Source organism: Acetobacter sp. DsW_063 (genome assembly GCF_002153745.1).
In the GTDB taxonomy this organism is placed as follows: Bacteria; Pseudomonadota; Alphaproteobacteria; order Acetobacterales; family Acetobacteraceae; genus Acetobacter.
This window is the reverse complement of sequence record NZ_JOPL01000005.1, coordinates 89,245-102,776: the sequence shown is the minus strand read 5'-3', so window position 1 is coordinate 102,776 and position 13,532 is coordinate 89,245. Positions and strand designations below refer to the sequence as shown.

The window sequence follows — 13,532 nt, the reverse complement described above, 5'->3', positions numbered from 1 at the left end:
TCCGCGACAGACATGAGCGAATACAGGGCGCACAGGCTCCTTCAGATTCTGGTGCAACGCCCGTCAAACTCCGGGCAGCGTTGCGCGGACATGCGCGGCGAAGGCAGCTACGGCCGGAGGCGCCTCCGAATGTTCCGGGTCCGGCGCCAGCACAATCCCAAGAACCGGCAGGCGAGGAAGGCCATGTTCTGGCGCTATTTCCTTTAAATCCGGCGGAATGGCGCTGCGGGTCAGCACCGCCGCCGCGTGGCCTGATCGGACGGTAGCCAGCAGGCCGGACAGGCTGATGCTGGCGTAGGCGATACGATACGGCCAGTTCAGCGTCGCGAGCGCCGCCAGCGCGCAACTGTGATCGTGCGTGTCCGGCGCTCCCAACGCCAGAGGAAGCGGCGCGCATGGGTCCGGGACAAAATCCGGGCGCGCCACCCACACCAGCGGCTCCAGACGGATGCAATCCACGGCACGCAGCACCGTGTCCCGTGTCACGAGAGCGCCTCGCGAACGCGACGACGGCGCGGCCTCGTCGACAAGCACGGAGACCAGAGCGGAATCGAGCCGACGCTCGGCCAGAGCCTGCAGGAGGGACGGCGTCGAGGCGCAGACGACTTCTATAAAGACGCCCGGATGTTGTTCCGTGAAGTCCCTGATCAGTTTTGGCAGGAACGACACCGCGTAATCATCGGGGCACCCGAAGCGGAAACTGCCCGAAAACACCTGTCCCGCCAGATCAGCCACGGCGCGATCATGACTGCGCAGAATCTCGCGCGCATGAGCAAGCAATCTCTCGCCCTGCATGGTGAGGCTCACGCCTTTCTGGCTGCGATGAAACAGCGTCGCGCCCGCCACGTCTTCCAGCCGCCGCACCTGCATGCTCAGGGCGGACTGCGTGCGTCCTATGCGCGGCGCCGCAAGACTGAACGATCCCGCGTCCGCAATCGCCACGAAGGAGCGAAGCAGGTCGATATCGAGAGCCGCCGGCATCGTTCCTCCAGTGTATCAAAATATTTGATAGAGTCCTTCAAATCTATTCGCAACTCTCATCGAAAAACTCCTGCTACTGTTTTTGTATCAAAACAAATACGGCTGGAGCGCCCGATGTCGGCAAAACCTCATACGTCCGGCGCGAAGGAATTCTGGAACGCCGCGCGCGATCACCTGATCCGCTATGGCGGCGAATTCACCCCGCATATCATCGAGCGCGCGCAAGGCAGCTTCGTCTATGACTCCACGGGGCGGGCGATACTGGACTTCACATCCGGCCAGATGAGCGCCGTACTGGGCCATTGCCACCCGGAGATCGCCGCGACCATCGCAGAGTCCGCCCGGACGCTCGACCATCTGTTCAGCGGAATGCTTTCCCGGCCGGTGGTCGGATTGGCCGAAGCCCTCGGGAGCCTCGTTCCCGGTCTGGAGCGGGCCCTGCTGCTCAGCACCGGCGCCGAATCCAACGAGGCCGCATTGCGACTGGCGAAGGTCGTGACGGGAAAATACGAGGTCGTCAGCTTCGCCCAGTCCTGGCATGGCATGACCGGCGCCGCTGCCTCCGCAACGTATAGCGCGGGACGACGCGGCGCGGGTCCGGCGGCGGTCGGATCTTTCGCCATTCCGGCTCCGTTTCCCTACCGCCCTCGTTTCGAGAAGAATGGTCAATACGACTGGCGCGCGGAACTTGATTACGCCTTCGACCTGCTCGACCGGCAATCAACCGGAAATCTGGCCGCATTCATAGCCGAACCGATCCTCAGCAGCGGGGGCATTATCGACCTGCCTGAAGGCTACCTTCGCGCCTTGCAGGAAAAGTGCCGCCAACGGGAAATGCTGCTGATCCTCGACGAGGCGCAGACAGGCGTCGGGCGCACCGGGACCATGTTCGCGTTTGAGCGGGACGGCGTGGTTCCCGACATCCTGACGCTGTCGAAGACGCTGGGCGCCGGGTTGCCGTTAGCCGCGGTGCTGACGTCGCGCGAAATCGAGGAACGCGCCCATGAGCGCGGCTTCCTGTTCTACACCACGCATGTGTCCGACCCGCTCCCCGCGGCCATCGGACTGAAAGTGCTGGAAATCGTGCAACGCGACGATCTGGCCGGTCAGGCGCGGCGCATGGGCGCCCGGCTCGCGAACGGTTTGCGCGCCCTTCAGGACCGCCATGACTGCGTCGGCGATGTGCGCGGACGCGGCTTGTTGCTTGGAATGGAGATCGTTCGCGACAGGGCGACAAAAGAACCGGACGACAAGCGGGGCGCAGCGATCACGAACGCATGCATGGAGCGGGGGCTGAGCATGAACGTGGTTCAGTTGCCCGGAATGGGCGGCGTGTTCCGCATTGCGCCGCCCCTGACTGTCAGCGAGGCCGAGATCGACCTTGGACTGGAGATTCTCGACGCGGCCATAGGCGCCACGCAATGATTGCGGTCGAGAGCTGAAGGGATGCGGGCGAAACTCGTCTTCGGCGTCCTGTACCTGATCTGGCTCGTCTCCTACGTGGATCGCGCCGTCATCACCTACGCGGCGCCGGTGATCGCAACCGAGTTCGCCCTGAACCACCAGCAGATCGGCTGGACGCTGGGGGCGTTTTATCTCGGTTACGCGGCGATGCAGATCCCGGCGGGCTGGCTTGCCGACCGCTTCGGCGCGCGCGTCATGGTGCTGGCGGGCGTCGGCTTCTGGTCGCTCTTTACATTGCTGACCGGATTGTCTGGCGGATTTGCGGCGCTGCTCGCCGTGCGGCTGCTATTCGGGCTGGGCGAAGGGCTTTACCCCCCTGCCAGCGTGAAGATGATTCGCGAAAGCTTTTCTCGTGAGAAGGCGCCGCTCGCAGCGTCCCTGCTGATGTCATCGTCCTATCTCGGGCTGGTTTTCACGCCGCCACTGCTGCTGCCCCTGCTGGGCGTCGTGGGATGGCGAACCTGTTTCGAGATACTCGCCGGGCTCGGCGTTGCGATGGCTGTGATCTTCGCGCTGACGACGCGGCCGTCTCCTGGTCAAAGCGCCGCTCCGCAGGAAGAAAAACCAGAGGGCTGGTCGCAGATCATCCGACGCAAGGACGTGTGGCGCCTGATGCTGGTCTGGTTCGTCGCAAGTCTCGTCAACAAGGGGCTGGACGGCTGGATGCCCACGTTCCTGCTGCGGGCCCATCATGTCGCCATCAAGAGCGCAGGCGCGCTTCTGGCGGCGCCGAATCTCGCCGCCACACTCGGCTCTTTGCTTGGCGGATGGATCGTCATGCGATTCTTCTCGCGGCGAGCCGACGCGTTGCTGTCACTCATCCTGCTCGGCGTCGCCCTGTCCCTCGCTGGCATGGCCACCGCAGGGTCCGTCAACATTGTCATTCTCTTCGAATCTATAGCGTATTTTTTCAAGGGCATGATTCTGGCGGTGATAACGGCCATCGTCACGGTCAGACTGCCCCGCGCGCGGCTCGCGTCAGGTAACGGCTTCATCAATTTTGGCGGCCAGATGGCCGGATTCGTCGCTCTGCCCATGATGGGCGTCGTTCTGGACGCTACCGGCTCCTACGCCATGACGTTCGCATTGCTGATGGTCGCAGTGACATGCGGACTGGCGCTCAACCTTGGTTCCGGTCGCCTCGGCCTGTCGCCGGAAGACCAATCCGGCAGGATGAAGACAGCATGACCGAGATCGCCAGCGAACAATTCCTCGACGCCGCACTGGAAGCGGCCCGCACGGCGTTCGACGGCGGCGCGTTCGAGCGGCGGTTGGCCGATCTGGTGGCGCGCAGAAGTTCGTCGCAGGATGAAGACGCGCTGCCGGGGCTGCATGCCTACCTGACTGACGGGCTTGCTCCCTGGCTCGAAGAGATGGGTTTCTCGACAGAAATATTTCCGAACCCGGAGAGCGGAGTCGGCCCCATCATGTTGGCCGAGCGGATCGAACCTGACGCTCCGCTCACCGTGCTCAGCTATGCCCATGGCGACACGGTCGCCGGGCTTGACGCCCAGTGGTCCATTCCGTCTGGTCCGTGGAGCGTGCATCGCGATGGCGACCGCTGGTATGGCCGCGGAACGGCCGACAACAAGGGACAGCACGCGATCAATCTTTTCGCGCTTGAGCGGGTGCTGAGGCATCGTTCCGCCAGGAAGGACGGCAGGCTCGGGTTCAGCATCAAGTTGGTCGTGGAAACGGCAGAGGAACGTGGGTCCCAGGGGCTCGCGACGTTCGTCGCGCAGCACGCCGAACGTCTGAAAGCGGACGTCATGATCGCGAGCGACGGCCCGCGCGTCAGCCCCGAAACCCCCACTGTCGCCGCCGGGTCGCGAGGCAGCTTCACCTTCGATCTCGCCGTGCGGCTCAGAAAGGGCGGGGTTCATTCGGGGCATTGGGGCGGGGTCACGACAGATCCCGCGGTCATCCTCACCCACGCGCTGGCCAGCATCGTGGATCGCCGGGGCTGCATTCAGATCGACGACTGGCTCCCTCCTCTGACGCCCGGCGAGCGCAGTGCCGGCGGACTTGCAAAATGCCCTGTCGATCCGGGCGATGACGCAGCGACGGTGGTCGAGAACTGGGGGGAGCCCGGCCTGACGGTTCCGGAGAAGCGTTACGCGTGGAACGCCTTTATTGTGCTAGCCATGACTTGTGGACGGCCGGAAGCGCCGATGAACGCCGTGGCGCCCAGCGCGCGCGCAACGTGCCAGATACGCTACGAGCCCGGGTCCGACCCCACGAAGTTCATGCCCGCATTGCGCAAGCATCTTGACGACGCCGGGTTTGAAAACGTCGCGATAGAAAAGTCCGGGATCACCATGCCTGCAAGCGCGACAGAGACCGATCATCCGTGGATCGTGCGCGTCGCGACGATCATGGAGAAAACGCTTGGCCGCCATGTGCAGGTCATCCCCGCCGTATCCGGCGGCATGCCGGGCTACGCGTTCACGGACACGCTCCGCTTACCGCTGGTTTGGGTTCCACATGGCCACAACGGGTGCAAACAGCATGGCCCTGACGAACACATGCTGGTCCCCATCGCACGAGAGGGGGTGGAGGCGTTCGTCGGGTTGTGGTGGCGCCTTGGAGATTCGGACGGTGGCGACACCGCAAGCACGAGCGCGCTACGCTGAAGGAACGTGTCAGCTGGTCGACGTGGACAATGCATCGACATACCCGGAACTCTCTGGTCGCCTATTCTGACGATAGTTTTCACGTGTACGTGCCACCTCGTCTGAACGAAATCGGCGCTGGACAGATTTGCCTAACCATATACGCATCGGAACACGCGACGCGGAAGTGATTACCGCAACATACAGACGCGAAAATTCTTCGCTATATTCAGGGTGCACTCAAAAGTCTCTCATGGGCGGCGATTTACGTCTGAATCCATGCCCACGCGATTAGCTGCGATGGGATTTGCGCCAGAATTTTACCTCCTACGGCGTCAGTTTTATGGTTAGACACCCATTACTGCCGCCTCCAGAGTGATAAAGCCGCAGGGGTCCTTCGCTACTTCGAACAGCCGTTATGAGCTTGGGCAGGCGTGTCGATATTTTACTTTCTTGCGATCCGCCTAGGCGCAGTCGGCCTCCTCCCGCCGCTCGAGCCCGCCTCATACCAGCAACAACGGCGCTGGAAATATCTTTTCATTTGGAAATCGGCGTCTGTAAATAATTTACAGAAATACATCATGCACCGCTGTTTCCGCCTTCCAGCCCTGCCCCAATACCGTTAAGCATCTGCCAGTCACGCTTCCACAGAGAAGGGAAACCGCCAGATGTCATACCAGGATTCGGCAACCGCGAAGCTCAAGCAGATCATTCAGGCTCAGAACGGCGCGTGGGATGCGATCAACCCCGAGTATGTCGAGCGCATGCGTTCGCAGAACCGGTTCCGGACAGGTCTCGACATCGCCCGCTACACGGCCGGAATCATGCGCCGCGACATGGCTGCTTACGATGCCGACCCCACTCAGTACACCCAGTCTCTGGGCGCGTGGCACGGCTTCATTGCTCAGCAGCAGATGATCTCCGTAAAGAAGCACTTCGGATCGACGAAGCGCCGCTACATCTATCTGTCAGGCTGGATGGTGGCGGCCTTGCGTTCGGAATTCGGCCCGCTTCCCGACCAGTCGATGCACGAGAAGACCTCCGTGCCTGCTCTTATCGAAGAGATTTACACGTTCCTGCGTCAGGCCGACGCGCGCGAACTGGGCATGCTTTACCGTGATCTCGACGCCGCCCGCGAGGCTGGAGAGACCGGTCGCGCGGCCGAGATCCAGGCGACGATCGACGGGCACCAGACCCATGTCGTGCCGATCATTGCCGACATCGACGCGGGCTTCGGCAATGCCGAGGCGACGTATCTGCTCGCGAAAAAGATGATCGAGGCGGGCGCCTGCGCGCTGCAGATCGAAAATCAGGTGTCCGACGAAAAGCAGTGCGGCCATCAGGACGGCAAGGTCACGGTGCCGCACGAGGACTTCCTCGCAAAAGTGCGCGCCATCCGTTACGCCTTCCTTGAGCTGGGCGTTGAGGACGGCATCATCGTCTGCCGCACCGACAGCCTTGGCGCAGGTCTGACCAAGCAGATCGCCTTCAGCCGCGAGCCGGGGGATCTTGGCGACCAGTACAACGCTTTCCTTGATTGCGACGACGTCACCTCCGGCGGAACGCAGGACGGGGACGTCATCATCGCTCGTGAAGGCAAGTTGCTGCGTCCGAAGCGTCTGCCGAGCAACCTGTATCAGTTCCGCCCGGGCACCGGCGCCGACCGTTGCGTGCTGGACTGCATCACAGCGCTGCAGAACGGCGCCGACCTGCTGTGGATCGAAACGGAAAAGCCGCATGTCGAGCAGATCGCCAGCATGATGGACCGTATCCGCGACGTCGTGCCGCACGCCAAGCTGGTTTACAACAATTCGCCGTCCTTCAACTGGACGCTGAATTTCCGCCAGCAGGTTTACGACGCGTGGAAGGAAGACGGACGCGACGTCTCGGCCTATGACCGCGCGCGCCTCATGTCCGACGCTTATGACTCCACGCCGCTGGCGGAAGAAGCCGACGCCCGCATCCGCACGTTCCAGCACGACGCGGCCCTGCGCGCTGGCATCTTCCATCATCTGATCACCCTGCCGACGTATCATACCGCGGCGCTGTCCACCGACAACCTGTCCAGCCGCTACTTCGGCGAAGATGGAATGCTGGGCTACGTTCTGAACGTGCAGCGTGCGGAAATCCGTCAGGGCGTCGCCTGCGTCAAGCATCAGAACATGGCGGGCTCTGACCTCGGCGACGACCACAAGGAGTATTTTGCAGGAGAAGCCGCCCTTAAGGCGGGTGGCAAGCACAACACCATGGGGCAATTCTCCTGATCAACGATCTCTTGACCGTCCAATAACGATCAAGGGCTGCGGCTAATAAAAATAAAAACCGAGCCGCCAACCCGAACCCCGGTCTTCCGCGTGAAGACCGGGGTTCTTGTCGTTTGCACAGACGACAAACAGGACGGCTCGCACGCCCATACCTGACGGTATTCGGCGCGCCTTCGTTTTACACACCGCATACCGAAACATTTGCAGCATACATGTGGCCAACGCGGCCCAGACGCTCACGCATCGTCAGCACACAAACCTCCCCCGTGTGTTTACCCCGCAATATCTTCGAGAACGGCAAAAGCACTTTCGGGAAGAATGATAGACGCCGCAGCGAAATTCTCTCCCAAATGCCCGAGCGACGACGTGCCTGGTATCAACAGTAGGTTCGGTGCGCGCGCCAGAAGCCACGCGAGCGCGACCTGCATCGGCGTCGCGCCAAGCTGCTTCGCCACATCATGTAGTTTATCTGAGTGAAGCGGAGAAAAGCCGCCCAACGGAAAGAACGGCACGTAGGCTATTCCCTGCCGCTCAAGCTCAGCAATGAGCGGTTCGTCCTCACGATGGGCGAGATTGTACTGGTTTTGCACACACACCACCGGCGCGATTGTCTGCGCCTGAGCAACCTGCGCCGCCGTCGCGTTACTGAGACCAAGGTGCCGGATCAGACCCTTTTGCCGCAATTCGGCGAGAGTCGTGAACTGTTCTTCAATCGAGCCCTCAGCAGGGCCGTGAATGTCGAACATGAGCCGCATGTTCACGACGTCCAGCGCATCTACACCAAGATTGCGCAGATTGTCGTGAACTGCGTCGACCAGCTCCACCGGACTCTGGGCGAGGTTCCATGAAGCGTCGGGACCGCGTTTGGCGCCGACTTTGGTGACGATCACGAGATCGTCCGGATAGGGCGACAGCACTTCGCGGATCAATTGGTTGACGACATGCGGGCCGTAAAAATCACTGGTGTCGATATGGTTGACGCCAGCCTCCAACGCTGCACGCAGAACGGCTCGGGCAGTTTCGACGTTTTTGGGCGGGCCGAATACGCCAGGCCCCGCGAGTTGCATCGCCCCATACCCCATACGGAACACCGGGCGGTCGCCCAACATAAACGTTCCGGAGTCTTTGATATCCGCCATTTTTTGCTCTCCAGACAAGAATGCAGAGAAAACTATGCGTCCTTTCCGATTGCTCGATAATACGTCATAATATGCACAGGCCGTGCGGAAATCAGGACAATGACGACCGAACTTCAAGACTTGCAGGCATTCGTGACAATCTGTCGGGCAGGAGGATTTCGTGAAGGCGCGCGCCAAAGCCGCCAGTCCGCCTCATCACTCAGCGAGGCGATCCGCCGCCTTGAAGACCGGCTGGGCCTGCGGCTGCTGCACAGAACGACGCGCAGCGTAACGCCGACCGAGGCGGGCGGGCGCCTCCTTGAACGCCTGGCCCCGGCGTTGGGAGAGGTCGAAGCTGCGCTTGATGGACTCAGCGGCTTTCGGGATCGGCCAGCCGGGACCCTCAAGCTCAATGTTCCCGCCAGCGCGGCTCGCCTGATTTTGCCACAGATCATAACGCCCTTCCTGAAAACCTACCCTGACATCAAGCTTGAGATCATCGTCGAGGAAAGCTTCGTGGACGTGCTGGCTGCGGGATGCGACGCTGGCATTCGCTATGACGAGCGTCTGGAGCAGGACATGATCGCCGTCCCAATCGGCCCGCGCGCCCAACGCGTGGCGACGGCTGCGTCACCCGCCTATCTGGTGGAGCGCGGACGCCCCGAACGCCCGAGCGACCTGCTCGGCCACGCGTGCCTGCGCGGCCGCTTTCCAAGCGGCCACACTCCATTGTGGGAATTCGAGAAAGACGACGAAATTGTAACCATCGATCCGAAAGGCCCCCTGCTCGTCCAGATCAGCGGCGGCGTTGACCTCGCTATCGACGCCGCCGTACGCGGGCTTGGCGTCATCCATTTTTTTGAAGACTGGCTGAAACCTTACTTCGACAACAAAACTCTGACGCCCGTTCTCGAGCCGTGGTGGCAGAGTTTCAGCGGCCCCTACCTTTACTATCCTGGGCGGCGGCGCCTGCCTCCGCCTCTCCGCGCTTTTGTCGACTTCATTCGTGCGGTCGCGTGAGGATCGCGTTGACGCCCCCGTTGTCAGTAATCGACAAACTGCATGGCGTCATGCCGATAACGGCCGAGGTCCGACCGACATCGTCTTCGCAGCAAACGACGTTGCATTCTCTTAGCCTGATAAAATTTACCGACATCGACCACCGCCCAAAAGAATGCACGGAAAATAATTACAGAAATCTTTTCCTAATAAATGCACATCAAGAACGTCTGTCAAAATCACGAGGTGAGCGGCTGCCCGGCCACGCGCTTCAATCCACCCACGTATCCGGCATGAACCCTGCCTCGCGGCATATCACTCCCCAACAATTTTAAACGGATGTTCGCCGCAAACGCGTTTACCCAAGCCGGATGAGCGCCCGGCTCTATAATTTTCTCGCTGTGTCACTTATAAAACCAGCTATTACCCCGGCAGGATATACAGCAGCAAAGGCACGATGATCGCAGTCACCAACCCGTTCAATCCGATGCCCAGCGCCGCAAACGCCGCGCCTACCGGATCACGTTGCGCCACCTGCGCCGCGGCGATGCCGCTACCCGCTATTCCCGCCGCAAGACCATGGGCGCGCCAGTCATGAATTCCCAGACGACGTAGCGTCGTTTCTCCGATCATGGCGGCAATGATCCCGCCAAGGATAGCGAATGCGGCGGTAAGTGCCGGCGTGCCGCCGATCTGCTGCGTGATGGCTATAGCTATAGGCGTTGTCACGGCTTTTGGCGCCATCGACAGCGCCACTTCATGGCTGCCGCCAAACGCGACGACCAAAAGAACGCCGCTGACCACAGACGTTACCGAACCAGCAAGCAGGGCCAACACCATGGCAGGCAGGCTCCGCGTCACCTGCCGGATGGAGTCCGCGAGCGGAATCGCCAGCGCGACCGTAGCGGGCCCGAGCAGAAAATGGATGATCTTTACACTTCGAAAATAGGCGTCGTAAGGCGTTTTCGTGACAAATAACGCCGTCGAAATGACAACTATCGCGAACAGCACCGGGTTGGCCCATGGAGCGCGTCTGAGGCGGATCTGGATACGCATGCCGACCACGAAGGCGGCGATCGTCGCGCACAACCAAAACAGAGTCTCTGTGTCAGGCGACGGAATCGCCTGCGCGTAGACATTGTGAATGAATGCAAAAAATCTGTCCGTCATAAGATCAGAGCACCTGCCCGTCGGCATCGGAGACCTGCTCCGGCGCAGGCGCGTGATGCGTCGCCCGGTGCATGACGAACGCCGTCACCAGCAACCCCAGCACCGTCGAGCCAAACAGGGAAGCGACGATCGGCACGGCGTTGACGCCCAAAACCGGAAGTTCGGTGACCAGACCGACCCCCGCAGGAACAAACAGTAAGCCAAGACAGGCAATCAAAGACCGCGCCAGCGCCGAAAGCGCTGGCGACGCAGCCGGAGCCTCAACGACAGTCGCGTCGTCTGAAGCGCTCTTCTGCCGCGCCTTGCGCCAGAGCAGCATCCCTGCAAGCAGAAACATCCCGATCACCGGCCCTGGTATCGGGAGAGCCAACGCGCGTTGCGCGATGACGCCCAGAAACTGAAATAGAAGGAGAGTAAGAAAGGCTTCCGGCATAGACCATTTCACCGCAAACGTTGGCTTCCCGAGGCCAGCTATGCGGCACTCGGCTGACCCCGCCGACTGGCAATCACGGCGAAAGCCAGTGAAGTGACGAAGGGGCCTCCGGAACTGTCGCGCGGCAGAGGCGCCGAAGCAATCGGAGGGACTTCGGGGGGCCCCGACCAACTGGCTCGATCAATCTGCGGCCATCAGGTTTAACCTGCGGCGAACCCGACATCCGCGCGTGAAGTCGCCTCCAGAACGTCACGACGTTTCGCCTCCCGGCGGCGACGATGCAGGATCGCCTCCGTGTACCCGTTCGGCTGCTCCGCTCCGCGAAACACGAGATCTTTCGCCGCCATAAACGCAGGCCCCTCTGCATTCGCCGTCAGCGGGCGATAGCCGGGCTCGCCCTCGTTCTGCTGGTCGACGATGCGAGCCATGCGCGTGAATGCGCTGTCAACCTGCTCCTGCGAAACGACGCCGTGCATCAGCCAGTTTGCAACATGCTGCGCGGAGATACGAAGCGTTGCACGGTCTTCCATCAGCCCGACATTGTTCATGTCCGGCACCTTGGAGCATCCGACGCCCAGATCCACCCAGCGCACCACGTAGCCCAAAATGCTCTGCAGGTTCGTATCGAGTTCGTGGGCGATCTCCATCTCGGACCACGAGCGGCCTCCCGCCAGCGGCAGCGTCAGAAGCTCGGACAGCGGCGCAGCAGGAGCGTGTCTCAGTTCGTGCTGCGCGGCGGCGACGTCGACCTCATGGTAGTGCAGCGCGTGCAATGTGGCGGCTGTCGGCGACGGCACCCAGGCCGTGCATGCGCCGGCGCGGAGCTGCGCGCCCTTTTGTTCCAGCATATCCTCCATGCGATCAGGCATGGCCCACATGCCCTTGCCGATCTGCCCGTGGCCGTCAGGACCGACGGTCAGGCCGCTTTTGATGCCGATCGCGACATTGCGCTGCTCATACGCCTTGATCCAGGCGGTAGCTTTCATCTCTCCCTTGCGGACGACGGGGCCTGCCTTCATGCAGGTGTGAATCTCATCGCCCGTCCGGTCGAGGAAGCCTGTGTTGATGAAGACAACCCGTTCGCGCGCGGCGTGCAGGCACGCTGCGAGATTGACGCTGGTGCGACGCTCCTCATCCATCACGCCCATTTTGATCGTGTTGCGCGGCAGCGACAGCATGTCTTCTATCGCGGCGAACACGCCATCGGACAACGCGACTTCCTGCGAACCGTGCATCTTTGGACGCACGATGTAGATCGACCCGGCGCGGCTGTTGCGCGTTGCGCGCTCGCTGCGCAGATCGTGCAGGCCGATCAGAGCCAGCACAGCGGCGTCGATCACGCCTTCCGGCGCTTCGTCCAGTCCTGAATCCAGAACCGCGTCGGTGGTCATATGGTGTCCGACCGTGCGGGCGAGCAGCAGGCTACGACCCGGCAGCGTGAACGGCGCGCCGTCCGTGCCGATATAGGTGCGATCAGAAGCAAGCCTGCGCGTCACGACCTTGTCGCCGCGCGGCACTTCCGCGGTCAGTTCACCACGCATCAGACCGAGCCAGTTGCGATAGACGCGAACCTTGTCCTCAGCGTCGACAGCAGAAACACTGTCCTCACAATCCATGATTGTCGTGAGGGCGGATTCCAGAATCACATCGGCGACGCCAGCCTTGTCGGTTTTACCAACAGCCGAGGTCCGGTCGAAGCACAGTTCTATGTGCAGCCCGTGATTGCGCAGCAACACAGCGGTCGGTTCGCCCGCCTCCCCTGCGAATCCCGCAAACTGGGTGGGGCTCCGCAACCCGGTGGTGCGACCACATTCGAGCTTCGCGTGCAGTTCGCCATGACGGACATAATAGCCTGTCACATCGACATGACTTCCGAACAACAGAGGCGTCGTCTCATCGAGAAACAGGCGCACGCGCTGCACAACCGCGCGGCCACGCAATTCATTATATGTTTTGCCCGGGGTCAGCGGCGCTGACTGCGACAGCGCGTCAGTTCCGTAGAACGCATCATACAGGCTACCCCACCGCGCATTCGCAGCGTTCAGCGCGTAACGGGCGTTATTCACCGGCACGACAAGCTGCGGGCCAGCCACCCGCCCGATTTCATCATCGAGACTGTCTGTCGACACCGTAAAATCGTTCGGCTCGCGCTCGATATACCCTATCTCGCGCAGAAATCCGACCTGACTGTCGGCTTCGGCGTTAGGGTTCTCCGCCAAGAACGCGTCGATCCTGTCCTGCAACTGATCGCGGGCTTCAAGAGCCTCCCTGATTTTAGGCCCGAAGGTCTCGACCAGACCAGCCAACCCGCTCCAGAACGTCGCCGCCGAAACGTCGGTTCCTGGCAGAACTTCGGTGTTGATGAAGGCGTGGAGCCCCTGGTCCACGCTAATCGAACCGATCTCGATACGGGTCGTCATGTCAGATTCTCCCACTGACAGCGCTGATTTCGCGCGCCGGAATTCAAAAAGCCACTGAACCGGTTTCCGAC

10 protein-coding genes are annotated in these 13,532 nt (G+C 61.5%); 5 read left to right on the top strand and 5 right to left on the bottom strand.

From position 1 onward, the window contains the following. Positions 1-63: 63 nt before the first annotated feature. Positions 64-981: a LysR family transcriptional regulator gene (locus tag HK28_RS00620; protein ID WP_086642678.1), complete on the bottom strand. Its 918-nt coding sequence runs from the start codon at positions 979-981 to the stop codon at positions 64-66. Between the two features lie 114 nt (positions 982-1,095). Between HK28_RS00620 and HK28_RS00615 the strand changes: the two genes are divergently transcribed. The 4 genes from HK28_RS00615 to HK28_RS00600 all read left to right on the top strand — a co-directional run bounded on the left by HK28_RS00615 (position 1,096) and on the right by HK28_RS00600 (position 7,321). After that, complete coding sequence (locus tag HK28_RS00615) at positions 1,096-2,406, top strand: aspartate aminotransferase family protein (RefSeq protein ID WP_086642677.1); 1,311 nt, start codon at positions 1,096-1,098, stop codon at positions 2,404-2,406. A gap of 21 nt (positions 2,407-2,427) precedes the next feature. Continuing rightward, the gene (locus HK28_RS00610) at positions 2,428-3,633 is read left to right on the top strand and encodes an MFS transporter (protein WP_086642676.1); all 1,206 of its coding nucleotides are present in this window, start codon (positions 2,428-2,430) and stop codon (positions 3,631-3,633) included. Then, positions 3,630-5,078 (top strand): M20/M25/M40 family metallo-hydrolase, encoded by a 1,449-nt coding sequence (locus tag HK28_RS00605; protein ID WP_086642675.1) that lies wholly within the window; start codon positions 3,630-3,632, stop codon positions 5,076-5,078. The genes HK28_RS00610 and HK28_RS00605 overlap by 4 nt, the downstream gene beginning before the upstream one ends. A gap of 647 nt (positions 5,079-5,725) precedes the next feature. Further along, complete coding sequence (locus tag HK28_RS00600; RefSeq protein ID WP_086642674.1) at positions 5,726-7,321, top strand: isocitrate lyase; 1,596 nt, start codon at positions 5,726-5,728, stop codon at positions 7,319-7,321. 272 nt (positions 7,322-7,593) lie between these two features. Here the strand turns inward: HK28_RS00600 and HK28_RS00595 are convergent, their stop codons facing one another. Further along, complete coding sequence (locus HK28_RS00595; protein ID WP_086642673.1) at positions 7,594-8,460, bottom strand: oxidoreductase; 867 nt, start codon at positions 8,458-8,460, stop codon at positions 7,594-7,596. Positions 8,461-8,559: 99 nt separating this feature from the next. Between HK28_RS00595 and HK28_RS00590 the strand changes: the two genes are divergently transcribed. Beyond that, positions 8,560-9,459, top strand: a complete 900-nt coding sequence (locus tag HK28_RS00590) for a LysR family transcriptional regulator (RefSeq protein WP_086642672.1) — start codon at positions 8,560-8,562, stop codon at positions 9,457-9,459. 402 nt (positions 9,460-9,861) lie between these two features. Here the strand turns inward: HK28_RS00590 and HK28_RS00585 are convergent, their stop codons facing one another. The 3 genes from HK28_RS00585 to HK28_RS00575 all read right to left on the bottom strand — a co-directional run bounded on the left by HK28_RS00585 (position 9,862) and on the right by HK28_RS00575 (position 13,461). Next, positions 9,862-10,608, bottom strand: a complete 747-nt coding sequence (locus tag HK28_RS00585; RefSeq protein WP_086642805.1) for an LrgB family protein — start codon at positions 10,606-10,608, stop codon at positions 9,862-9,864. 4 nt (positions 10,609-10,612) lie between these two features. Then, positions 10,613-11,053 (bottom strand): CidA/LrgA family protein, encoded by a 441-nt coding sequence (locus HK28_RS00580; RefSeq protein ID WP_233140271.1) that lies wholly within the window; start codon positions 11,051-11,053, stop codon positions 10,613-10,615. Positions 11,054-11,241: 188 nt separating this feature from the next. Continuing rightward, a complete protein-coding gene (locus HK28_RS00575; RefSeq protein ID WP_086642670.1) occupies positions 11,242-13,461 on the bottom strand; it encodes a malate synthase G in 2,220 nt (739 codons plus the stop codon). Between the last annotated feature and the right edge of the window lie 71 nt (positions 13,462-13,532).